Origin of the sequence: Mycobacterium intracellulare ATCC 13950, from assembly GCF_000277125.1 — a bacterium.
In the GTDB taxonomy this organism is placed as follows: domain Bacteria; phylum Actinomycetota; class Actinomycetes; order Mycobacteriales; family Mycobacteriaceae; genus Mycobacterium; species Mycobacterium intracellulare.
In genome coordinates, this window is sequence record NC_016946.1 from 3,298,221 (window position 1) to 3,323,652 (window position 25,432).

General features: G+C 67.7%; 6 protein-coding genes. 3 read left to right on the plus strand and 3 right to left on the minus strand.

Going from position 1 to position 25,432, the window contains the following annotated elements; translation table 11 throughout:
- Positions 1 to 36: 36 nt before the first annotated feature.
- The 3 genes from OCU_RS39920 to OCU_RS39930 are packed head-to-tail and all read right to left on the minus strand — an operon-like array spanning position 37 to position 18,238.
- Positions 37 to 7,695 (minus strand): non-ribosomal peptide synthetase, encoded by a 7,659-nt coding sequence (locus OCU_RS39920; protein WP_009953336.1) that lies wholly within the window; start codon positions 7,693 to 7,695, stop codon positions 37 to 39.
- A complete protein-coding gene (locus tag OCU_RS39925) occupies positions 7,692 to 17,963 on the minus strand; it encodes a non-ribosomal peptide synthetase (RefSeq protein WP_014380392.1) in 10,272 nt (3,423 codons plus the stop codon). The genes OCU_RS39920 and OCU_RS39925 overlap by 4 nt, the downstream gene beginning before the upstream one ends.
- A 44-nt stretch (positions 17,964 to 18,007) precedes the next feature.
- Positions 18,008 to 18,238, minus strand: coding sequence for an MbtH family protein (locus OCU_RS39930; protein WP_003877688.1), 231 nt, complete (start codon positions 18,236 to 18,238; stop codon positions 18,008 to 18,010).
- An 867-nt stretch (positions 18,239 to 19,105) separates the two neighbouring features.
- On the opposite strand from OCU_RS39930, the gene OCU_RS39935 reads away from it, so the two are divergent.
- From OCU_RS39935 to OCU_RS39945, 3 genes are all read left to right on the plus strand, one after another.
- Complete coding sequence (locus tag OCU_RS39935; RefSeq protein WP_036390192.1) at positions 19,106 to 19,525, plus strand: MmpS family transport accessory protein; 420 nt, start codon at positions 19,106 to 19,108, stop codon at positions 19,523 to 19,525.
- Positions 19,522 to 22,416 carry an MMPL/RND family transporter gene (locus tag OCU_RS39940; protein WP_009953332.1) on the plus strand — a complete coding sequence of 965 codons (2,895 nt, stop codon included), beginning with the start codon at positions 19,522 to 19,524 and terminating at the stop codon, positions 22,414 to 22,416. The genes OCU_RS39935 and OCU_RS39940 overlap by 4 nt, the downstream gene beginning before the upstream one ends.
- Before the next feature lie 89 nt (positions 22,417 to 22,505).
- On the plus strand, positions 22,506 to 25,421 hold the full coding sequence (locus tag OCU_RS39945; protein ID WP_014380395.1) for an MMPL/RND family transporter: 2,916 nt from the start codon (positions 22,506 to 22,508) through the stop codon (positions 25,419 to 25,421).
- The last annotated feature ends 11 nt before the right edge of the window (positions 25,422 to 25,432 follow it).

The window sequence follows — 25,432 nt, forward strand, 5'->3', positions numbered from 1 at the left end:
CGTAGGGACCACGCCGCGCTGAAGTTCCGCGATCGGTTAGAGCAGGCCGAGCAGTTGCAGGTCGGTGACGTACTTGACGATCACCGGTGCACTGACGTGCGGGATGTCGTTGTCCGGACCGACCTTCGCTTCCTGCACGGCGGCGCGGAACCGGTCGGTCGGCGCGAACGCGCCGCGGGCCGGCTCGGCGGGCTGCAGGTTCTTCGGATCGCGCAGCAGCAACAGGAGCATCTGCAGGACCGAGTTCTGGCGCTGCCGTTCCGGCAGGCCGCGCAGGCCGGTCTCGAAGCGCTGCAGCCACTCCCCGAAGTCGCCGACGCGCTCGATCGGGTAGCCGGCCTCGATCAGCCAGTCGACGTATTCGTCGAGCCCGATGCCGTCGTCGTGCGGGTTCATCACGTGATAGGTCTCGAACCCCTCCATCACCTGGGCGCCCAGCTTGGCGATCGCCTCGGCGACGAACTCGACGGGCAGGCCGTCGAAGTGCGCGCTCTGCCGGTTGCCCTCGGCGTCGAGCTGATAGAACGACTTGGGCGCGCAGCCGGTGGCCACGACGCTCAGGATCATCCGGGTGAAGATGTCCGCCACGTTGAGCTGGCCCGCGTAGCTGGTGTCGGCCAGGATCATGTCGGAGCGGAACACCGAGACCGGCAGGCCGCACAGGTCGTGGGCCTCGCGCAGCAGCACCTCGCCCGCCCACTTGCTGTTGCCGTAGCCGTTGGCGTAGCTGCCGTCGACGACGCGGGTGGCGCTGATGACCCGGATGTCGGCGTCCTCGGTGAACGCCGACGGCTCGATCTGGCGCCCCACGTCCGACGTCGACACGTAGGCGTACGGCTTCATCTTCGTGGTGAGCGCCAAGCGGATCAGCTCGGCCGTGCCGCCGACGTTGGGCGTGAACAGCTCGTTGTAGGGCAGCACCCCGTTGACGACGGCCGCGGAGTCCACGATGAGGTCGACGGTGTCGGCCAGCTGCCGCCAGGTCTGGTCGTCCAGGCCCAGGTTGGCCTGGCCCTTGTCGCCGGCGACCACCTGCAGGTGGTCTTCGGCCAGTTCCCGAAAGTGCCGCAGCAGCTCGGGGTCGCCGCTGTCGAAGGTCTTCTCCAGCCGGCGCCAGGCGTCCTCGTCGGAGCGGGCCCGCACCAGGCAGATCAGCTTGCCCTCGACCTGTTCCAGCTGCTCGAGCCATTCCAGCACCAGGTAGCGACCCAGGAATCCGGTCGCGCCGGTCAGCAGGACCGTCCGGACCTCGGAGCTGGGAGCGCGCAGCGACGGCACGGTCGCCAGCGTCGTCGCGTCGATGAACTTGTCCAGCGTGAGGTCGCGGGCGTACACCTCGGTGGCGTCGGCGCCGTGCACCGCCGCGAAGCCGGGCCCCGCGGCGTTCTCGGTGTCGGCGCCGCTGGCGATCCGCTGACTCAGAGCCCGGATGGACTGCGAGTCGAACAGGGTGCGCACCGACAGGGCGCCGTCCAGGGCGGTGTTGATCTCGGCGATCACCCGCATCGCCGACAGCGAGTCGCCGCCGAGCTCGAAGAAGGAGTCGTCGACCGAGACCCGCTCCATCCCGAGGACCCGGGCGAAGATGCCGGCGATGGTCTCCTCGGTCGGGTTGGACGGGGCGACGTATTCGCCGCCGCGCTTCTGGTACTCCGGTGCGGGCAGGGCGCGCTTGTCGAGCTTGCCGTTGACCGTCAGCGGCAGCGCGTCGAGCACCACCACCGCGGCCGGCACCATGTAGGCCGGCAGCCGGTCGGCCAGCTGGATGCGGATGCCGACCGGGTCGGCGGTGCCGGTGATGTAACCGACCAGCCGCTTGTCGCCGGGACGGTCCTCGCGGGCGATCACCGCCGCCTGCTCGACCCCGTCCAGCCCGGCCAGCGCCGCCTGCACTTCGCCGAGTTCGATGCGGTAGCCGCGGATCTTGACCTGCTCGTCGGCGCGGCCCAGGTACTCGAGCTGACCGTCGTGGCTCCACCGGACCAGGTCGCCGGTGCGGTACATCCGCGCGCCCGGGCCGCCGAACGGGCAGGCGACGAACCGCGACGCCGTCAGACCGGACCGTCGCGAATATCCCGTCGCCACACCGTGGCCGGCGATGTACAGCTCGCCCACGACACCCTCGGGCGCCGGGCGCAGCCACCGGTCGAGCACGAACAACGCGGCCCGCGGCACCGGTGAACCGATCGGCGCCGACGCGGCCCCGGCCTGCAGCGGCGCGCTCATCGCCGCGTAGACGGTGGCCTCGGTCGGGCCGTAGGCGTTGATCATCACGCGCCCCGGCGCCCACCGGTCGACGACCTCGACCGGGCAGGCCTCGCCGGCCACCACCAGCGCCGTCGAGTCCAGGCCCTCCGGCGAGAGCATGCCCACCGCCGACGGGGTCTGGCTCAGCACGGTGACGCCTTCGGAGACCAGCAGCGCGTGCAGCTCATCCGGGGAGGCCGCGACCGATTCGGGCACCACGACCAGGCGGCCACCGTGCAGCAGCGCGCCCCAGATCTCGTGCACCGACACGTCGAAGACCAGGGAGTGCCACTGCGCCCACACCCCCGCCTCCGGCAGGTCGGCGTGCAGGGACTCCACCAGCTGGGTGACGTTGTCGTGGGTGACGGCCACGCCCTTGGGGACGCCGGTGGTGCCCGACGTGTAGATGAGGTAGGCGATGTTGTCCGACGACGGGATCGGCAGCGGGTCGCTGGGCTGGGCGTCCAGCGCCGGGTCGTCGACGTCGATGACCGTCGGGCGGCAGCCCTCCAGCCGCGACCGCAGGCCCGTCGTGGTGACCACTGCGACCGGCTCGGCGTCTCCGAGCAGGAACTCGATCCGGGCGGTCGGCAGCGCCGGGTCGATCGGCAGATACGCCGCGCCCGTCTTGAGGACGGCGAGGATCGAGACGATCGCGTCGGCCGAGCGGGAGAACAGCAGCGCGACCCGCTCGCCCGGGCCCGCGCCCTCCTCGATCAGCAAGTGCGCCAACCGGTTTGCGGCCTCGTCGAGTTCCCGATAGGTCATCGAGCGTCCGTCGAAACTGAGCGCCGCCGCGTCCGGGGTGCGGGCCACCTGCGCGGCGAACAACCCCGGGATCGACGTGCCGGTCGCCGGCTGGCTCAGCACCGACCGGTTGCCCCAGGAGTCGAGCAGCTCGTGCTCGGCCTCGTCGACGACGTCGAGCGCCATCAGCCGTCGGGTGGGGTCGACGGTCATCTCGGAGAGCACGCGCTGGAACCGCTCGGTCATCTTCTCGATGCCGGCGGCGTCGAACACGTCGGTGTCGTATTCGACGCGCAGGCCCAGTTCGCGGCCCGGCAGCGCCATCACCGACAGCGGGTAGTGGTTGTACTCGCGGTTGGTGACATCGGTGATGGCCAACTCGTGGAAGCCCAACGGCACGCTGGTGTCGATCGGGTAGTTCTCGTACAGGAACAGGGTGTCGAACAGGGCGTCGTGGCCGGTCACGCGGTGAATCTCGCTCAGCGCCAGGTGCTCGTGTTCGAGGGTGTCGTTGTGGTGCTGCTGCAGCTGGTCCAGCACGTCGGCGACGGTGGTCTCCGCGTCGATGTTGGCGCGCACCGGGACGGTGTTGATCAGCAGGCCCACCATCGATTCGGCGCCGGCCAGGTCGGCGGGCCGACCGGAGACGGCGGTGCCGAACGCCACGTCGTGGTGGCCGGTGAGCCGCATCAGCAGCTGCGCCCACCCGGCCTGCAGCACGGTGTTGACGGTCGTGTGGCACGAGCGGGCCAGCTCGCCCAGGGCGCGCGTGGTTTCCGCGGAGAGCCGGTAGGACTCCACGGCCCGCCGGCCGAGCCGCATCCGGCCGGCCGGGCCCACCAGGGTGGGGGCGTCGAATCCGTCGAGCACCTCGCGCCACGCCGCCTGCGCGGCGGCGCGGTCCTGGCCGGCCAGCCAGGTCAGGTAGCTGCGGTAGGTCGCGGGCGCGGGCAGCTGGTCGCCGTAGTAGTTGGCCAGGATCTCGCGCAGCAGGATGGGCAGCGACCAGCCGTCCATCACGATGTGGTGGTTGGTGAGCACGAACCGGTACCGGTTGTCCGCGGTGCGGATCAGCGCGGCCCGGAACGCCGGCCGGTTGGCCAGGTCGCTCACCGCGGCGCGCTCGGCGGCGCACAGCTCCTCGACCCGCTGTTCGGGGTCGGGGTCTTCGGGGCCGAGCTGAATGTAGCGCCACGCCATGACCGGGTCGGCCGGGATCACCTGGACGGGTTCGCCGAATTGCGGGCAGAACCGGGCCGCCAGGTTGGGGTGGCGGTTCACCACGGTGTGCACCGCCTCGTGCAGCCGGTGCGAGTCCAGGGCGCCGGTCACGGTGATGCCCAGCTGCACCGCGTAGACGTCGTCGCCCGGGTCTTGGGCGAAGCTGGCGTGGAAGAGCAGGCCCTGCTGCAGCGGGGTCAGCGGCAGGATGTCGGCGACCTGGTGCTGCTTGCTCAGCTCGTCGATCTGCCGCTGGTTCAGGCGCGCCGGCGCGATGTCGGACGGGGTCAGCCCGCCGCCGCCGGCTTGCACGTGGGCGCAGATGCCGGCCAGGGCCTCGAACCACAGCCGGCTGAGCTGGCTGATCTGCTCGCGGTCCATCGCCGAGGCCGCCCACGTCCAGTTGGCGTGCAGGTGCGGGCCCTCTTCGGTGTCCATGGTGCCGGCGTTGAGGTCGACGGTGTGCATGAGCGGCATCGCCACCGCGGCGGCCGCGCCGCTCAGCGACAGGCTGTCGGGGCTCAACCGCCACAACTCGCCGGGCAGGTCGGCGGCCGCGCCGAGCCGACCCAGGTAGTTGAAGCCGATCACCGGGTCGGATCCACCCAGATCGACGTCGGGGTTCAGGTAGCGCAGCAGGCCGTAGGTCAGCCCGTCGGGCAGGGCGCGCAGCTGCTCCTTGGTGGCCTTGACGGCGGCGCCCAGCGCGTCGTCACCGCCCACCACGCTGGCCCAGTCCAGCCCGTCGATGGTCAGGGCCACCGGGTACTTGGTGGTGAACCACCCCACGGTGCGCGACAGGTCAACGTGCGGTCCCAGCTCTTCCTGGCGGCCGTGACCCTCGACGTCGATGCCGATCGGCGCGCCAGCAGCCTTGGAACCCAGGAATTCCGTCCAGGCCATCCCGAACGCGATCAGCAAAATGTCTTGCACCCCGGCGTGGAACGCCGCGGGCACCTCACCCAGCAGCAGCCGGGTGGTCTCGACGTCCAGCGACACCGACAGCTGCTCGGCCGTCTGGTAGGTGTCCTCCTCGGGTCGCACCGCCGGCAGCAGGGCCGGGGTGGACACCACCTCGCGCCAGGCGTCGGCCTGCTCGACGACCGCCGGGCTCTGCGCGTGCTCGGCGAGCAGCGACGACCACCGGGCGAACGAAGTACCGCCGACCGGCAGGGCCACCGGCTGACCGCTGTGGTGCTGCGCCCAGGCGATGTTGAGGTCCTCGATCAGGGTCCGCCACGACACACCGTCGACGGCCACGTGGTGGATGATCAACGCCAATTGGCTTGTCTCGCTTGCCCATACGGCGCTCACCATCGCGCCGGCGCCCGGGTTCAGCCGCGACCGCGCCTCGACGAGCGTCGCGTCGGTCAGGGTGTCGACGGTCTGCAGGCAGTCGCCGGCCTGCACCGTGCCCGGGTCGGGCGCGTGCAACTTCCAGCCGCCCTCGCCGTCGTCTTCGACGCGCAGCCGCAGCATCGGGTGGCGGTCCAGCAGGGCCTGCAGCACGACGACGACCTCGTCGGCGGTGACGCCCGCGGGGGCCGCCAGCACCATGGTCTGGTTGAAGTCGTCGATCGGGCCGTCAACGGTCTGCAGCCAGCGCATGATCGGGGTGGCCACCACCGGGCCGATCCCCTCGTCGACCACGTCCTCCTCGTCGTCGCGGTCGGTGGCCACGCGGGCCAGCCGGGCCACGGTCTGCTCGACGAACACGTCGCGGGGGCGGCACACCACGCCTGCGGCGCGGGCGCGGGCCACGACCTGCATGGACAGGATGCTGTCGCCGCCCAGGTCGAAGAACGAGTCGTCGACGCCGACGCGCTCCACACCCAGCACCTGGGCGTAGATGCCGGCCAGGATCTCCTCGGTGTGGTTGGACGGGGCGCGGTACTCACCGGCGCGCTTGTGGTACTCCGGCGCGGGCAGGGCGCGCTTGTCGAGCTTGCCGTTGACCGTCAGCGGCAGCGCCTCGAGCACCACCACGGCGGCGGGGACCATGTAGGCGGGCAACCGCTTGCCGAGCTGGGTGCGCAGCTCCGCCGGGTCGGCGGTGCCGGTGATGTAGCCGACGAGGCGCTTGTCGCCGGGGCGGTCCTCGCGGGCGATGACCGCGGCCTGGTCCACGCCGTCGAGCGCCGCGAGGGCCGACTGGATCTCGCCGAGTTCGATGCGGTAGCCGCGGATCTTGACCTGCTCGTCGGCGCGGCCCAGGTACTGCAGCTGACCGTCGGTGCCCCAGCGCACCAGGTCGCCGGTGCGGTACATCCTCGCGCCCGGGCCGCCGAAGGGGCAGGCCACGAACCGCGACGCCGTCAGGCCGGACCGTCGCGCGTACCCGGTGGCCACGCCGCGGCCGGCCACGTACAGCTCACCGACCACGCCCTCGGGCGCGGGCCGCAACCACTTGTCCAAGACGAACAGCGCCGCGCCGGGCACCGGCGAGCCGATCGGCGGCGCGCCCGAGTCCCCCGTCAGCGGCGCGCTCATCGCGGCGTAGACGGTGGCCTCGGTCGGGCCGTAGGCGTTGATCATCACGCGTCCGGGCGCCCACCGGTCGACGACCTCGGCGGGGCAGGCCTCGCCGGCCACCACCAGCGCCGTGGACTCCAGGCCCTCGGGCGAGAGCATCCCCACCGCGGACGGGGTCTGGCTCAGCACGTTGACCTTCTCGGCGACAAGTAGGTCGTGCAGGTCGTCGGGCGAGCCCGCGACCGATTCGGGGACCACGACCAGGCGCCCACCGTGCAGCAGCGCACCCCAGATCTCCCACACGGAGACGTCGAACACCAGGGAGTGCCACTGCGACCACACCTGGCCCGCGCCGGACGGGAGCTTGGCGTGCAGGGTCTTCAGGAATTCGGTCACGTTGCGGTGCGTGACCGCGACACCCTTGGGGACGCCGGTGGTGCCCGAGGTGTAGATCATGTAGGCGATGTCGTCGGGTGCCGGTCCGGGCAGCGCGCTGCTGGGCTGGCTGTCGGCGGCGGCCTCGTCGACGTCGATGACGGGCAGGTCGAAGCCGTCCAGCCGGGTGCGCAGGCTGGCGGTGGTGACCGCGGCGATCGGGGTGGCGTCGCCGAGCATGAACTCCATGCGGGCGGCGGGCAGGGCGGGGTCGATCGGCAGGTAGGCCGCCCCGGTCTTCAAGACCGCGAGGATCGAGATGATGGCTTCGGCCGAGCGGGAGAACAGCAGCGCCACGCACTCGCCCGGGGCGGCGCCCTGCTCGGCCAGTAGGTGCGCCAGCCGGTTGGCGGCCTCGTCGAGCTCCAGGTACGTCATCGAGCGACCCTCGAAACTGAGCGCCGCCGCCTGGGGGGCGCGCGCCACCTGGGCCGCGAACATTTCGGGAATGGACGTGGGCGCCTTGACCGGCTTGGTCAATATCGCCCGGTTGCCCCACTCGTCGAGTCGGTCGTGCTCGCCGCCATCCAGTAGATCAATCGACAACAATCGCCGTCCCGCACCGACGGTCATGACTGCTCCTCCAAGTCCACGGTCATGGCTTCCAGCACCCGCTTGAAACGCTCGACCAGCTTCTCGATCCTCGCCTCGCCGAACACGTCGGTATCGAACTCGACGCGGAGGCCAATTTCGTGGCCCGGCACGGCTTGAACCGAAAGCGGGTAATGGTTGTATTCCCGATTCGTGAATCCCCTAATAGTTAACTCGTCCACGGCCGATAGCGCGGCGGTATCGATGGGATAGTTCTCGTACACGAACATTGTGTCGAAAATTTGATCGTGTCCCGTTACACGATGAATTTCGTTCAGCGCCAGGTGCTGGTGGTCCAGGGTCCTGGTGTAGGCCTGTTGTAGCTGGTCAAGTAGGTCGGCGATGGTGGTTTCGGCGCCGATCGTCGCCCGCACCGGCACGGTGTTGATCAGCAGGCCCACCATGGACTCCGAACCGGCCAAATCGGTGGGCCGGCCCGAAACCGCTGTGCCGAAGACCACATCGTGCTGGCCGGTCAGCCACATCAGCAGCTGCGCCCAGGCCGCCTGCAGCACGGTGCTGACGGTGGTGCGGCACGAGCGGGCCAATTCGCCGAGCAGGCGGCTGGTCTCCGCGGACACGTGGAATTCGGCGACGCCGCGCGGACCGAGTCCCATCCGGCCCGACGGGCCCACCAGCGTGGGGGTGTCGAATCCGGCGAGCACCTCGCGCCACGCCGCCTGGGCGGCGGCGCGGTCCTGCTCGGACAGCCAGGTGATGAAGCTGCGGTAGGGCACCGGCGCGGGCAGCCGCACCCCGAAGTAGCTGGCGAAGATCTCCTGCAGCAGGACGGGCTTGGACCAGCCGTCGAGCACGATGTGGTGGTTGGTGAGCACGAACCGGTAGGTGTCGTCCCCGGTGCGGATCAGCGTGCCCCGGAACGGCGGCTTGCCCGCCAGGTCGCAGACGGCGACGCGTTCGGCGGCCGACAGCTCCTCGATCCGGTGGTCTTGGTCGCCGCCGGCGTCCAGCTCGACGTACTGCCAGGCCAGTTCCGGATCGGCCGACAAGACCTGCACCGGCTCGCCGAAGTCCTCGCTGAAGTGGGCCACCACGTTGGGGTGGCGGGTGACGACGGTCTGCACGGCGTCGCGCAGCCGCTCCGGGTCAATGGCGCCGCTGACCGAGATGTCGAGCTGCACGGCGTAGAGGTCCTCGGAGCCTTGGGCGCCCTGCGCCGTGCCGGTGTGGAACAGCAGGCCCTGCTGCAGCGGGGTCAGCGGCAGCACGTCGGCGACGCGGTGCTGCTGCTGCAGTTCGTCGATGTCCCGCTGGGTCAGCCGGGCGGGCGCGATGTCGGACGGGGTCAACCCGCCGCCGCCGTCGCGGACGTGCGCGCAGATGCCGGCCAGCGCGTCGAACCACAACTCGCTGAGCTTGCCGATCTGCTTTTCGTCCAGCGCCGAGCGCGCCCACGTCCAGTTGGCCTGCAGGTGGGGACCGTCCGCGGTGTCCATGGTGCCGGCGTTGAGCTCCACCGTGTGCGGCAGCGGCAAGGCCACCGCCCCGGCCGCACCGGCCAACGCGAAGCTGTCCTCGCTGAGCTGCCACAGGTCGGGCGACAAGTCGGCGGCCCCGCCACCGAGCCGGCCCAGGTAGTTGAAGCTGATGGCGGGATCCGAATCACCAAGGTCCACATCGGGATTCAGGTAACGCAGCAACCCATAGGTGAGGCCGTCGGGCAGGCCGCGCAGCTGTTCCTTGGCGTCCTTGATCACCGGGCCCAGCGCCGCGTCTCCGCCGATCACCTGGCCCCACGACAGGCCGCCGACGCGCAGCGACACCGGGTACTTGGCGGTGAACCACCCGACCGTGCGCGACAGGTCCACCTGCGGGCCGAGCTCCTCGCTGCGCCCGTGGCCCTCCACGTCGATGGCGATCGGCGCGCCGGTGCCCATGAACTGCGTCCACGCCAACCCGAACGCGATCAACAAAATGTCTTGCACCCCAGCGTGAAACGCCGCGGGCACCTCCCCCAGCAACAGGCGGGTCGTCTCGACGTCCAGCGACGCCGACAGCTGCCCGGCCGTCGCGTAGGTGTCCTCGGGCTGCGCGGCCGGCAACACCGCCGGGATCGCGGCCACCTGCCGCCACTCCTCGGCCCGCTCGACCACCTCGGGGCGGCGCGCGTGCTCGTCCAGCAGCGACGACCACCGGGCGAACGAGGTCCCGCCGGCCGGCAGGGCCACCGGCTGGCCGCTGTGGTGCTGCGCCCAGGCGATGTTGAGGTCCTCGATCAGGGTCCGCCACGACACACCGTCGACGGCCAGGTGGTGGACGATCAACGCCAATTGGCTTGTCGCGCTTGCCCATACGGCGCTCACCAGGAGGCCGTCGGCCAGGTTCAGCCGCGACCGGGCCTCGACCAGGGCCGCCTCGGACAACTCGTCGACGGTCTCGAGGACGTCGCCGGCCTGCACCGAGCCGGGCTCGGGCACCTCGAACGACCAGCCGCCCACGCCGTCGTCCTCGACGCGCACCCGCAGCATCGCGTGCCGGTCCAGCAACGCCTGCAGCACCACCGGCACGTCGTCGGCGGTTACGTCGGCGGGGACCGCCAGCACCATCGTCTGGTTGAACTGTTCGACGGGGCCGTCCATGTTCTGCAGCCAGCGCATGATCGGGGTGGCCACCACCGGCCCGATGCCCTCGTCGACCACGTCGTCCTCGGGGCTGGCGATCGTGGCGACGCGCGCCAGGCGCGCGACCGTCTGCTCGGTGAAGACGTCCCGGGGGCGGCACACCACGCCGGCGGCGCGGGCGCGGGCCACCACCTGCATGGACAGGATGCTGTCGCCGCCCAGGTCGAAGAACGAGTCGTCCACGCCGACACGCTCCACGCCCAGCACCTGGGCGTAGATGCCGGCCAGGATCTCCTCGATGGCGCTCGCCGGCGCCCGGTAGCGGTCGACGTCGGAGTATTCCGGGGCGGGCAGGGCGCGGGTGTCGAGCTTGCCGTTGACGGTCAACGGCAGCACGTCGAGCACCACCACCGCGGACGGGACCATGTAGCCGGGCAGCCGTTCGCTGAGTTGGGCCCGGGCCTCCGCCGGGTCGGCGGTGCCGGTCACGTAGCCGACCAGACGCTTGTCGCCGGGACGGTCCTCGCGGGCGATCACCGCGGCGTGCTCGACGCCGTCGAGCGAGGCGAGGGCGGCCTGGATTTCGCCGAGTTCGATGCGGTAGCCGCGGATCTTGACCTGCTCGTCGGCGCGGCCGATGTACTGCAGTTGCCCGTCGGCGCTCCACCGGACGAGGTCACCGGTGCGATACATCCTCTGTCCGGGCGCTTCCGCGCCGACGTACGGGCAGGCCACGAATCGGGTGGCCGACAGCCCCGGGCGGCCCACGTAGCCGGTGGCCAATCCCCCACCGGCGACGTACAACTCGCCGACCACCCCGACCGGCACGGGGCGCAGCCACCCATCGAGCACGAAGAAGGCGAGGTTGCCCAGCGGCACCCCGATCGGGCTGACGTTGTTGTCGACGTCGCCGCGAAGGATCTCGCGGAACGACGCGTGCACCGTGGTCTCGGTGATGCCGTACATGTTGATCATCCGCGGCAGGCCGGGATGGTGATGCAGCCACGTCGACAGCCGGCGCGGCTCCAACGCCTCCCCACCGAACACGACCGTCTGCAACTTCAGCTGCTCACCCAGCTCCGGGGCCAACGCGTCGGCACTCTGCAACGCGTAGAACGCCGACGGGGTCTGGCTGAGCACGCTGACCTGCTCGCGAACCAGCAAGGCGTGCAGGTCTTCCGCGGAGCGCACCACCGCGTCGGGCACCATCACGAGGCGCCCGCCGTACAGCAGCGACCCGAAGACCTCCCACACCGAGAAGTCAAACGCCAGCGAGTGACATTGCGTCCACACCTGGCCCAACCCCAGCTGAGCATCCAGTGTCTCCAGCAGCAACGTGACGTTGCGGTGCGGGATCGCCACGCCCTTGGGCGTTCCCGTCGTGCCCGAGGTGTAGATGATGTAGGCGATGTTGTCCGGCGCCGGCACCGGCAGGCCGGTCGTGGGCTGGTCGGCCACTATCGGGTCGTCGATGTCGATGATCTGCCCGGCGAACCCGCCCAACTGCGGCCGCACCTCGGCGGTGGTCACCGCCGCGATCGGCGCGGCGTCACCGAGCACGAATTCGAGGCGCGCCGCGGGCACGCTCGGGTCGATCGGCACGTAGGCGGCCCCGGTCTTGAGGACGGCGAAGATCGCGATCACCGCTTCGGCCGACCGCGGGATCACCACCGCCACCCGCTGGCCAGGGCCGGCACCCTGCCCAACGAGCAAGTGCGCCAACCGGTTTGCCGACTCTTCGACCTCGCGGTAGGTGAACGACCGGTCGCCGCAGGTGATCGCGACGGCGTCGGCGGCGCGGGCGACCTGGCCGGCGAACAACGCCGGAATCGACTCCTGCCCGGTGGGCCGCTGGGCCAGGACGGCCCGGTTGCCCCACTCGTCCAGCCGTTCGTGTTCGGCGGGGTCGAGCAGATCGATCGATGAAAGCCGTTGCGCGGGATCGGCGGTCATGGCCGCCATCACGTGGCGCAGCCGTTCGATCAGCGTTTCGATGGCGGGCGCGTCGAAGACCTCGGTGTCGTACTCGACGCGCAGGCTCAGTTCGTGGCCCGGCGTGGCCACGACCGACAGCGGGTAGTGGTTGAATTCGCGGCTGCTGAATTCGGTGACGGCCAGCTCTTGGGCGCCCATCATCGCGCCGGCGTCGATCGGGTAGTTCTCGTAGAGGAACAGGGTGTCGAACAGCTGGTCGTGCCCGGTGACGCGGTGAATCTCGTTGAGCGCCAAGTGTTCATGCTCAAGGGTCTCGGCGTGGGTGCGTTGCAGCTGCTCGAGCAGGTCGACGACGGTGGTCGCGGCGGCGATGTTGGCCCGGACGGGCACGGTGTTGATCAGCAGCCCGACCATGGCGTCGGCGCCGGCCAGCTCGGTGGGCCGGCCTGAGACGGCGGTGCCGAAGGCGACGTCGTGCTGGCCGGTCAGCCACGTAAGAAGCTGCGCCCACGCGCCCTGCAGCACGGTGCTGATGGTGGTGCGGCTGGAGCGGGCCAGCTCGCCGAGCGCGCGCGTCGTGTCGGCCGAAACCGCATAGGTGGCAACGGCGCGGCGCCCGATCTTGCCGGGCGGGGCCACCAGGGTGGGGGCCTCGAACCCGTCGAGCGCCTCGCGCCAGGCCGCTTGGGCGGCGGCGTGGTCCTGGGCGACCAGCCACATCAGGTAGCTGCGGTACGACGGCGGCGCGGGCAGCCGCTGCCCGTAGTAGCCGGCGAAGACCTCCCGCAGCAGGACCGGCAGCGACCAGCCGTCGATCACGATGTGGTGGATGGTGAACAGCAGCCGATGCCGGTCGTCGGCGATGCGGATCAATGCGGCCCGGAAGGTGGGTTGGCCCGCCAAATCGCACACGGCGGTGCGTTCGTCGGCGGCCAACTGCTCGAGCTGGTGGTCCTGGTCCGCGCCGCCGTCCAATTCGACGTAGCGCCAAGCCATTACCGGCTCGGCGGGGATGATCTGCACCGGCTCGCCGAATTCGTCGAAGAAGCGCGCCACCAGGTTGGGGTGGCGGTTGACGGCGGTCTGCACGGCCTCGCGCAGCCGGTGCTGATCGAGGCTGCCGCTCACGGTGATGCCCAGCTGCACCGCGTAGAGGTCTTCGAGCTCGGCCGCGAAGCTGGTGTGGAACAACAAACCCTGCTGCACGGGGCTCAGCGGCAGCACGTCGGCGATCTGGTGTTGCCGGCACAGCTCGTCGATCTGCTGCTGGTCCAGGCGGGCCGGCGCGATGTCGGACGGGGTCAGCCCGCCGCCGCCGGCGCGCACGTGCGCGCAGATGCCGGCCAGGGCCTCAAACCACAACTGGCTCAACCGGTTTACTTGTTCGTCGGTCAGCGCCAAGGTCGCCCACCGCCAGTTGGCGTGCAGCAGCGGGCCGTCCTCGGTGTCCATGGTGCCGGCGTTGAGTTCCACGGTGTGCGCCAACGGCATCGCCACCGCCGTCGCGACCGCGGCCGACGACAGGCTGTCCTCGCTGACGCGCCACAAGTCCTCGGAGAGGTCGGCCCCCGCGGCCAGCCGGCCCAGGTAGTTGAACCCGATCACGGGGTCCGGCCCCTGCAGGCCGACCTCGGTGTTCAGATAGCGCAACAGCCCATAGGTCAGGCCGTCCGGCAGGGCGCGCAGCTGCTCCTTGGCGTCCTTGATCACCGCGCCCAGCGCGGCGTCCCCCGCGGCCACCTTCGACCAGCTCAGCCCGCCGGTAATCGACAGCGCCGCAGGGTATTTGGTGGTGAACCAGCCCACCGTGCGGGACAGATCCACGCGGGAAGCGATCTCTTCGTTTCGCCCGTGCCCTTCGATGTCGATGCCGATCGGCGTCGCGGTCCCCACGGACCCCAGGAACTCCGTGAACGCCAACCCGAATGCGATCAACAGGATGTCCTGCACGCCGGCGTGAAACGCCGCCGGCACCTCCCCCAGCAACTGCCGGGTCGTCTCGACGTCCAGCGACGCCGAGAACTGTCCGGCGTTCGCGTAGGTGTCCTCCGGCCCGGCGGCCGGCAGCGCCGGCGGGGTGGCGACCACCTCCTGCCACGCGCCGGCCTGTTCGAGGACGGCCGGGTCCTTCGCGTGCTCGGCCAGCAGCGACGACCACCGGGCGAACGAGGTCCCGGGCGCCTGCAACGCCACCGGTTGGGCGTTGTGATGCTGGACCCAGGCGATGTTGAGGTCCTCGATCAGGGTCCGCCACGACACACCGTCGACCGCCAAGTGATGAATGATCAACGCCAATTGGCTTGTCGCACTTGCCCATACCGCGCTCACCATGACCCCCTCGGCCACGTTGAGCCGGGAACGGGCCTCGACCAGGTCCGCGTCGGAGAGCGTGTCGACCGTGCGCAGGCAGTCACCGGCCTGCACCGACCCGGCCTCTGGCGCCTCCAGCGACCAGCCGCCGGCGCCGTCGTCCTGCACGCGCAGCCGCAGCATGGGATGGCGATCGAGCAGGGCCTGCAGCACCACCGCCACGTCGTCGGCGCTCACACCCGCGGGCGCCGCCAGCACCATGGTCTGGTTGAACTCGTCGATCGGGCCGTCGATGGTCTGCAGCCACCGCATGATGGGGGTGGCCACCACGGGGCCGATCCCCTCGTCGGCCGCACCGAGGTCGCCGTCGACCGCCACCTCGGACACCCGCGCCAGCCGCGCCACGGTCTGCTCGACGAAGACGTCCCGGGGGCGGCAGATGACGCCGGCCGCCCGCGCGCGGGACACCACCTGCATCGACAGGATGCTGTCGCCGCCGAGGTCGAAGAACGAGTCGTCCACGCCGACGCGCTCCACGCCCAGCACCTGGGCGTAGATGTCGGCCAGGATCTCCTCGATCGCGTCGGCCGGGGCCCGGTATTCGCTCGCGGTGTATTCCGGCGAGGGCAGGGCGCGCTTGTCGAGCTTGCCGTTGCCGGTCAGCGGCAGCGCGTCGAGCACCATCACCGCGGTCGGCACCATGTACGGCGGAAGCTTCTCGGCCAGTTGGGCGCGCAGCGCCGCGGGGTCGGCGGTGCCGGTGACGTAGCCGACGAGGCGCTTGTCGCCGGGGCGGTCCTCGCGGGCGATCACCGCGGCCTGGTCCACGCCGTCGAGCCCGGCCAAGACCGCCTGGATTTCGCCGAGTTCGATGCGGTAGCCGCGAATCTTGACCTGCTCGTCGGCGCGGCCCAGGTATTGCAGCTGCCCGTCGGGACCCCAGCACACCAGGTCCCCGGTGCGGTACATGCGTGCCCCGGGGCCGCCGAAGGGGTTGGCCACGAACCGCGACGCCGTCAGGCCGGGCCGGCGCACGTAGCCGTGCCCGACGCCGCGACCCGCCAGGTACAACTCGCCGACCACACCGGCGGGCACCGGCTGCAGCCACTTGTCGAGCACGAACATCGCCGCCCCGGCTATCGGGGAGCCGATCGGGACCACCGGCGAGCCGGGCGTCAGTGGCGTGCTGATCGACGCGCAGACCGTGGTCTCGGTCGGGCCGTAGGCATCGATCATCACCCGGCCGGGGGCCGCCCACCGGTCGACGACGTCGGTGGGGCAGGCCTCGCCGGCTACCACCAGCGCCGTGGACTCCAGGCCCTCGGCGGGCAGCATCGCGACCGCCGACGGCGTCTGGGTCAGCACGCTGACTTTCTCCGCGACCAGCAGGTCGTGGAAATCCTGCGGGGAGGACGCCACCGATTCGGGCACCACCAGCAGCCGCCTGCCGCGCAGCAGCGCGCCGAAGATCTCCCACACCGAGAAGTCGAAGGACGAGGAGTGGCTTTGCGTCCAGACATTTCCGGGCGGCAGGGCGGCGTCGAGCGACTCGGTCAACCACGTGACGTTCAGATGAGGGATGGCGACGCCTTTGGGGGTCCCCGTCGTTCCGGACGTATAGATGATGTAGGCGACGTTCTCGGGGGCCGGGTTCGGCAGCGCGGTGCTGGGCTGGCTGTCGACGGCGGGGTCGTGCACATCGACGACGAAAACGTCATGGCCCTCCAGCCGCGGGCGCAGTTCCGCCGTGGTGATCACCGCGCTGGGCGCGGCATCGGAGAGCACGAAGTCCATCCGCGACGACGCGTGCGCAGGGTCGATCGGCACGTAGGCCGCCCCGGTCTTGAGCACCGCCAGCATCGAAACGATGGCGTCCGCGCAGCGGGGGAACAGCACCGCCACGCAGTCGCCGGGGCCCACGCCGTGGCCGGCGAGCAGGTGCCCCAAGCGGTTCGACGCCTCGTCGAGCTCGGCGTAGGTCAGCGAGTGGTCGCCGAATGTCACGGCCGGCGCCTCGGGGGTGCGCTGCACGTGCTCGGCGAACGCGGCCGGAATCGACACCGGGGGCGGCGCGGGCTCGGCCAATGCCGGCCGGTTGCTCCACCGGTCGATGAGCGCGGGCTCGTCGGGCGTCAGCAGCTCGATCGACGACAGCGGCCGCTCGGGGTCGGCGGTCATGGCCGCCAGGATCTGCTGCAGCCGTCCCGCCAGGTCGGCGACGCCGAAGCCGGCGAACGGTTGGCCCGGGCCCGCGGTGCTGAGGAAGAGCTGGTCACCGGCGCCGAGGAAGAACAACCCGAAGTGCCCGACCGGCCCGTGGTTGGTGTACGACGCCGTCGCCGGCGAGCCGGCCAGGTCCAGGGTCAGCCTCATCGGTAGGAAATTGATGCCCACCCGGTTCGGCGCCTGCCGCAGGCCGTCGCCCTCGAGGGTGTGCGCGGGAAAACGTTGATGCTTCAGCAGTTCGCGGATCCGCTTGTCGACGTGCTTGCAGAAGTCGGCGACCGTCGTCTGCGGTTCCGTCGACAGGACCAGCGGCACGACACCGGCCAGCATCGCCGGAAGCGTCTTCGACTCCGGAGTCACCCGCCGGCTGACCGGGAAGTCCAGCGCCACCTCGGAGCCGCTGCCCGACCATCCGCGCACCAACAGCGCGCACGCGGCGGTGGTGACCGAAAACCGGCGGATGGCCAGCTTCTTGGACAGCTCCTTGATCCGGTTGACGACCGAGGGGTCCAACTGGACCGACGCGGACGGCGAGTAATGGTCTTGCTCGGTGCCCGCATCAGGGAGCCGGTCGACCGGTCCGCTCTCCGGCGGAAGGTGCTCGCTCCAATAGGCCTTGTCTTCGAGGTAATCCTCGGAAGCCTCGTACTCGGACTCGAGGTCGACCAGGTCCTGCGCAGAACCGAAGTAGGCGTCGGGAATTGGCTTTCCCGCCACCATCGCGGAATAAATGGTTGCGACCCGGCGGCAGACCAAGGCCATGCCCAAACCGTCGATCGCAATGTGGTGGCAGCAACCAAACAAATAGAATTCCTCGTGCCCCGTTTGAAAGAGCACGAATTTGAACATCTGGCCGTTCAACGGCATCGGCGTGCGCTGAATGGCGGATGACATCTCGCGGGCATCCTGCACCGGATCCGCCGCGCCCCTCAGGTCATGGAACTCGAGCTCGACGTGCGGGTAGTCGATCGGCTTCTGGACCACCTGGCCGTCGACCTCGAAGAACGAGACCCGGCCCGATTCGGCCTCGCCGACCGTCTGGGTGAGTGCCTGCTGAAACTGATCGCGATGGACCGGGCCGTCGATTTTGACCAGGAGGCCGAGCTGCCACTGGGTGCCGGCGAAGCCGGCTTCTTGGGATAGCCAGATGTCGAGCTGACCCCGTGTCAGTGGCAGCGTTCGATCATCCCTCGCCATCGACTCCCCCAAGTCTCCACCCACCCGCCCCGTACCCCGGCTGGTTACTGGTCAAAACCCCGACCCGTTGCGAGCTTGTCCCGCAGGCTCTTCGGCCTGATGTCGGGCCAATGTTGCTCGATGTACTCCAAACACGCAGCTCGGTCGGCTTCCCCGTGTACCACTCGCCAACCCGCTGGAACATCGGCGAAGGCCGGCCACAAGCTGTGTTGCTCCTCGTCGTTCACCAGGACGAAAAAGCTGCCGTTGTCGTCGTCGAATGGATTGATGCTCACAATTCTCCAGATAGATAGTGGACATGAGTGGAACAGGTCCAAACCATAGTGGAGGGCAACACTGCCCGTCGGCGGTTTGGGGAAAGTTCCTGGTGTGGCCGAGAAGGTCTTGGCGCCACCGAATGATTGGTGTGCGAAGGGGCCCCGATGCCCCTGAATTCGCTCCAGTGACCTGCATCAATGGCGGTTGGTGCGAAATATCGCTATTGGGGCAGGCACGTCCTTCAGGCCGATGAAGTTTTTGTGCTCGTCGACACACATCCTAGCCGAACGCGTGACGGCCGCGAAAATCACCCGGAGGCGGAGCTGCCGCCTCCCGGCAGGGCATGTTGAACCCTCCCGGCCGGTGACACGTGAGGACTGCTGTGCTTAGGTGGTTGCGCGGCGCTGGCGACCGCTACCCGGGGCGGAGGGGTCAGCAAAACGCCGTTTACGCAGGTGGAATCGGTCACGATCCCGTATCGCGTTGCCAAAGCACTGATACGGAAGCGACGGGCGTGGTTTACTCATCAAGACCTGGTCGCGTTCCCCGGGGGCGGGGCTCGCATGAGGTAACGGAGACACGACTGGTCGGCGACGTACACCGCATCAAGGCGCCGCAGTCTGGCGTGTTGCTACCGGTCTGTAGTTGCATGTTCGGGTGGCGGAGCCCGCGCGGACATGAAGACGGCTGAAGGGGGTGCAGTGGTCGAATCCGACGTGCGGGCCCGGCCCGACAACACCATCGCGGAAGGACGAGAAATTAGCCAACCGTCTGGCCGGAGACGCGGTTTCTTGGGCTTTGCTCGCCGATCTTCGCCTGAAACCACACAGCAAACTGGCCGTCAAACGAATCGATCCCAAAAGAGTGCCGCAGTTCTCAGCCTGCTGAAGCGGCTGTGGATCCCGTTGGTGATCGTGGCGGTGGTTATTGCCGGGGGCATGACCGTTTCGCGGTTGCACGGCGTTTTCGGTTCCGAGCACCGCCCGTCGTACGCCGAATCACGGCAGCAGGACACCAAACCGTTCAACCCCAAGCACGTGAAATACGAGGTCTTCGGTCCGGCGGGGACGATGGCCGACATCAGCTACTTTGACGCCAACGGCGAGCCGAACCACATCACCGGCATCGTGCTGCCGTGGACGTTCGACATCTCGACCACGTTGCCGTCAATCGTGGGAAACGTAGTGGCGCAGGGCAATAGCGACACTCTTGGCTGCCGCATCGTGGTGGACGGCGTTGTCAAGACCGAGAGGATCTCGCACCAATTGAACGCATTCACCTACTGCGTGTTGACGGCCACATGAGCACCGAGCAATTGGAGACCCAGCAGCCAGCCGCGCGATCACGGGTGGCGCGGATCATCCACCGGTTGTCGGTGCCCATCATCTTGGGTTGGCTTGGCATCGCGGTCCTCATCAGCGTCGCCGTCCCTTCACTGGAGCAGGTTTCGGCTGAGCATGCGGTATCGCTAAGTCCTTTGGGCGCACCGTCGTTCAAGGCGATGGAGCGGCTGGGCGAGGATTTCAAGGAAACCAATACCGGCGCCATGGCCATGGTCCTGTTGGAGGGTCAACAGCAACTGGGCGACGACGCGCACACGTATTACACGCGTTTGGTTCGCCAGTTGGAGGCCGATCACACGCACGTGCAGCACGTCCAGGATTTCTGGGGCGACCCGCTTACCCGCGGCGCCGCGCAAAGCCAGGACGGCAAGGCCGCATACGTTCAGGTGAACCTGAACGGCAACGCGGGCGCGGCCGCGGGCGACGAATCTGTGGCCGCAGTTAGAAAGATCGTGCAGGAGGCTTCTCCCCCGCCCGGGCTCAAGGTCTACGTCACCGGTCCCGCGGCCATCGTCGCGGACATGAACGCCGCCGGCGCGAAGACGGTCGCGCTGGTGACTTTGGCCAGCCTTTGCGTGATTTTCCTGACGTTGCTGATCGTTTATCGATCGATTGTCACCGTCATCCTTCTGTTGCTCATCGTCGGCCTGGAATTGCAGATCGCGCGCGGTATGGTCGCGCTTCTCGGCCATCTCGGGCTGGTCGGCCTTACCACCTTTGCCGTCAACTTGTTGGTCGCGGCGGTCATCGCGACGGGAACCGATTACGGCATTTTCTTCGTCGGCCGATATCAAGAGGCTCGGCAGGCCGGCGAAAGTCGCGAAGACGCCTTCTACACCACATTCGCCGGGGTCGCGAAGGTTGTGTTGGCCTCCGGCTTGACCATCGCCGGCGCGGTGCTCTGCCTCAGCTTCACCCGTCTGCCCTTTTTCCAACCGCTCGGTATCCCTTGCGCGGTCGGCATAGCGGTTGCGGTGCTAATTGCGCTGACGCTGGGGCCGGCGCTGCTGGCAGCCGGAGCCCGGTTCGGCCTGTTCGAGCCTCGGCGGGCGGTCTCGGCCCGCCGGTGGCGACGGATCGGCACGGCCATCGTCCGGTGGCCGGCACCCATTCTGGTTGCATCGTTGGCCGTTGCGCTGATCGGCCTGTTGGCCTTGCCGAATTACCACCCGAGCTACGACGACCAGAAATTCATTCCGCAAAGCATTCCCGCCAATGTGGGGTACGCCGCGGCGGCGCGGCACTTTCCGGGCCAGCGAATGCAGATGCCCGAGATTCTGTTGGTCGAGACCGATCACGATTTGCGCAATCCGACCGATATGTTGGTGATCAACAAACTCGCCAAGGCCGTGCTTGCTGTCCCGGGTATTGCCACGGTGCAGACCGTTACCCGCCCCGAAGGTGTGCCCCTGCAACACACCACGATTCCGTGGATCATCAGCATGGGTCAGGCCAGCCAGATGCAGAACATGGCCTTTCAAAAAGACCGCATGAACGACATGCTCGTCCAGGCCAACGAGCTGGGAAAAATGATCGGCATCATGCAGCACATGCTGGGTCTGATGAAAGAGCTCGTCGCCACCACTCACCACATGGTCCAGACGACGCATGAAATGCAGGACATCACGTCGGAACTACGCGATCATATTTCGGATTTCGAGGATTTCTGGCGGCCCCTACGCAACTACTTCTATTGGGAAAAACACTGCTACGACATTCCGATCTGCTTCTCGCTGAGATCGATTTTCGACACGCTCGACGGCGTGGACTTGATCAGCGACAAGCTGCAGGAGATGGTGAAAAACCTCGATCAGCTCGACGCGATCCTGCCGCAGCTGGTCATGCAGATCCCGCCCATGATCGAAACCATGTCCGGCATGCGCAGCATGATGCTGACCATGCACAGCACCATGTCCGGGGTCATGGGTCAGATGGATTCGAGCGCCAAGGATCCGAGCGTCATGGGGCAGGCATTCGATGCCTCCAGAAACGACGATTCCTTCTACCTCCCGCCGGGGATCATCAACGGCTCCGACGCCTTCAAACGGGTCGAGAAGGTGTTCATGTCGCCGGACGGGAAGGACTTCCGTCTGCTCATCTCGCAGCGGGGTGATCCGGCGACACCCGAGGGCCTCTCGCGGGTGGAACAGATCAAGACGGCGGCCGAAGAATCGCTCAAGGGGACCCCCCTCGAAAACGCCAAGATCTACCTCACCGGCACGGCGGCGATCACCAAAGATTTGGTGGACGGGTCCAAGTTCGACCTCCTGATCGCCGGCGTCTCCGCGCTCTGCCTCATTTTCATCATCATGCTGATCATGACGCGAAGTTTTATCGCCGCCATGGTGATCGTCGGCACGGTTTTGCTGTCCCTCGGCGCGTCCTTCGGGCTATCCGTATTGGTCTGGCAGTACCTCCTGGGCATGCAGTTGCACTGGACGGTGCTGTCCACCTCGGTGATCGTGCTGTTGGCGGTCGGCTCCGACTACAACCTGCTACTGGTCTCCCGTATGAAGGAGGAATTGTCCGCCGGGATCCACACCGGCATCATTCGCGCCATGGGCGGCACCGGCAAGGTCGTGACGAACGCCGGCCTGGTGTTCGCGTTCACCATGGCCTCAATGGTGGTCAGCGACCTGCGCAGCATCGCCCAATTGGGCACCACGATCGGTTTGGGACTGTTGTTCGACACGTTGGTGGTGCGTGCGTTCATGACGCCCTCTGTGGCTGCGTTGCTGGGACGTTGGTTCTGGTGGCCACAGCTGGTGCGTCCCCGCCCCGCCAGCACGATGCTGCGGCCCACGGGGCCTCGTCCGTTGGTGCGTTCGTTGCTGCTGAAGCAGTCGCAGTAAGTGGCGGCTTTCCACTTCAGGATGGGAACAGCAACCGTGGGGAACATCGTGACGCAGGGCGATAGCGCCGCAGACACGCTGGGGGCCGCATGACGACCCAAGGAACTCGGCCTCCCCGCATCGCGCGGAACATCCGTCGCTTTTCGGCGCTCATCATCATCGGGTGGGTAGCGCTGACCCTGCTGGTGACCTTCGGCGTCCCGCGGCTCGAGATCGTGGGCCAACAGCATTCGGTGCCGCTGGCCCCACAGGACGCCCCGGCCGTCCAGGCCATGCAGCGCATGGGCCGGGACTTCAAGGAATCGGACTCCGACAGCTTCGCGATGCTGGTGATCGAGGGGCAGCAGCAGCTCGGCGACTCGGCACACGCCTACTACGACAAGTTGGTTCGCGAGCTCAAGAGCGACACCAAGCACATCGAGCACGTGCAGGATTTGTGGGGAGACCGCCTCACCGCGGCGGGTGCCCAGAGTCCCGACGGCAAGGCCGTCTATGTGCAGTTGAACCTGGCGGGCAATCAGGGCACCACGCAGGGTCAGGAATCCGTGGCGGCGATCCGCGACATCATCGCGCGGACGCCACCGCCTCCCGGCATTCAGGCCTATGTCACCGGCCCGGCGGCGCTTTTTTCCGATATGCAGCTCGCCGGTGACCGATCCATTCTGAAGATGACGATGATCGGCGCCTTGATCATTTTCATCGTGCTGCTTTTCGTGTACCGCTCGGTCATCACCGTCATTCTTTTGTTGCTGACGGTGGGCGTCGAAGTTTTTGCCGCGCGGGGTGTCATCGCCTTTATCGCCGATCACAACTTCATTGCCCTGTCGACGTTTGCCGTGAACTTGCTGGTCGCGCTGGCGATGGCCGCCGGGACCGACTACGCCATTTTCTTCTTCGGCCGCTATCAAGAGGCGCGCCAGGCCGGCGAGGACCGGGAAACCGCGTTTTTCACCACCTATCGCAGCGTCTCCCCCGTGGTCCTGGGTTCGGGTCTGACGATCGCCGGGGCGATGTTGTGCCTGAGCTTCACCCGCATGCCCATCTTCCAAACCATGGGTCTGCCTTGCTCTTTGGGCATGCTGATTTCGGTCCTGATCGCTTTGACGCTGGTTCCGGCGGTTCTGACCGTCGGCGGTGGTGTCGGGTTATTCGACCCGAAGCGCACGATCGGGTTCGGCCGCTGGCGCCGCATCGGCACGGCAATCGTCCGCTGGCCCGCACCTATCCTGTGCGCGACGATAGCGATCGCCATTGTCGGCCTGGCCACTTTGCCCGGATACAAGACGAGCTACAACAACCGGTTGTACATGCCCAACAGCGTTCCCGCCAACGTCGGGTACGCGGCCGCCGATCGTCATTTCAATCAATCGCGGATGATGCCCGAAATCGTGATGATCGAGGCCGATCACGACATGCGGAATTCGGCGGACTTCCTGGTGCTGCACAGGCTTGCCAAGGCAGTCTTCGGGGTTCACGGTATTTCTCGGGTGCAGGGCATCACGCGGCCGGAGGGAACGCCGATCCAGCACACGTCGATTCCGTTTTTGCTCAGCATGCAACAGGCGATGATGAGCCAGGACATCAAGTACATGCAGCTGCGTATGGATGACATGCTCGTCCAGGCGGACATGATGGCGAAACAAATCGAGATCATGAAGCGCATCTACGAATTGCAATCGCGCATGACCGACATCACGCACGATACCATCGAGAAGACCAAGGAAATGGCCGAAGTCATTTATGACCTACGAGGCCATGTGTCCGACTTCGAGGATTTTTTCCGGCCGCTGCGCAACTACTTCTATTGGGAAAAGCATTGCTATGACATCCCGATATGCTGGTCATTGAGAAGCATATTCGACACGCTCGACGGCATCGATACACTCAGCGACAAACTGACGGATCTTCTCAAAGATCTCGACAATATGGACAAGCTGATGCCGCAGCTGCTCGAGCAGTACCCGCCGATGATCGCCATGTCGGAGGACATGCGACAGATGATGCTGACCAATCACAGCACCATGTCCGGGATCATCGGCCAGATGGACAGCAATAACAAGGACGCCGTTGCCATGGGCGAGGCGTTCGACGCCTCCAAGAATGATGACTCGTTCTACCTGCCGCCGGACATCTTCGAGAATGCGGACTTCAAGAAAGCGATGAGCCAATTCTTGTCGCCCGATGGAAAGGCCGCCCGCTTCATCATTTCCCACCGCGGCGACCCGGCAACGTCCGAAAGCGTGGCCCGCATCGACAAGATCAGGCAGGCGGCTGAAGAAGCCCTCAAGAACACGCCGCTGGAAAACGCCAAGATCAATATCGCGGGCACCGCGTCGACCTTCAAGGACTTCCGGGACGGTTCGACCTACGACCTCTTGATCGCCGGCGTCGGCGCGCTGTGTCTGATCTTCATCATCATGCTCATCATCACCCGAAGCTTTATCGCCGCCCTCGTCATCGTGGGCACGGTGACCCTGTCCTTGGGCGCCTCGTTCGGGTTGTCGGTGCTGATCTGGCAGTACATCTTCGGCATCGAGCTGTATTGGATGGTGCTGCCGATGTCGGTCATCGTCTTGCTGGCGGTCGGCTCGGACTACAACCTGCTGCTGGTGTCCCGCATGAAAGAGGAAATAGCCGCCGGCATCAATACCGGCATCATTCGGGCGATGGGCGGCACCGGGAAGGTCGTGACGAACGCGGGCCTGGTGTTCGCATTCACCATGGCATCGATGGTGGTCAGCGACTTGCGCATCATTGGTCAGGTGGGTACCACGATCGGGCTGGGTCTGATGTTCGACACCTTGATCGTGCGCTCGTTCATGACGCCTACCATCGCTGCCCTGCTCGGGCGGTGGTTCTGGTGGCCGCTGTTGGTTCGGCCGCGGCCGGCAAGCCTGCTGCTCCGCTCGGTGGGCACGCGCCCCTCGGTGCGCACCCTGCTGCGCGAGGACGACGACGCGGACGCCCCCACGGCCGAGATCCCGATTGCCAGGCCGACCGTCTAGGTGTTCCTAGT

Coding starts and splice junctions, on each gene's coding strand:
- OCU_RS39920 (WP_009953336.1), bottom strand. CDS start 7,695: ATGACCGTCGGTGCGGGACGGCGATTGTTGTCGATTGATCTACTGGAT.
- OCU_RS39925 (WP_014380392.1), bottom strand. CDS start 17,963: ATGGCGAGGGATGATCGAACGCTGCCACTGACACGGGGTCAGCTCGAC.
- OCU_RS39940 (WP_009953332.1), top strand. CDS start 19,522: ATGAGCACCGAGCAATTGGAGACCCAGCAGCCAGCCGCGCGATCACGG.
- OCU_RS39945 (WP_014380395.1), top strand. CDS start 22,506: ATGACGACCCAAGGAACTCGGCCTCCCCGCATCGCGCGGAACATCCGT.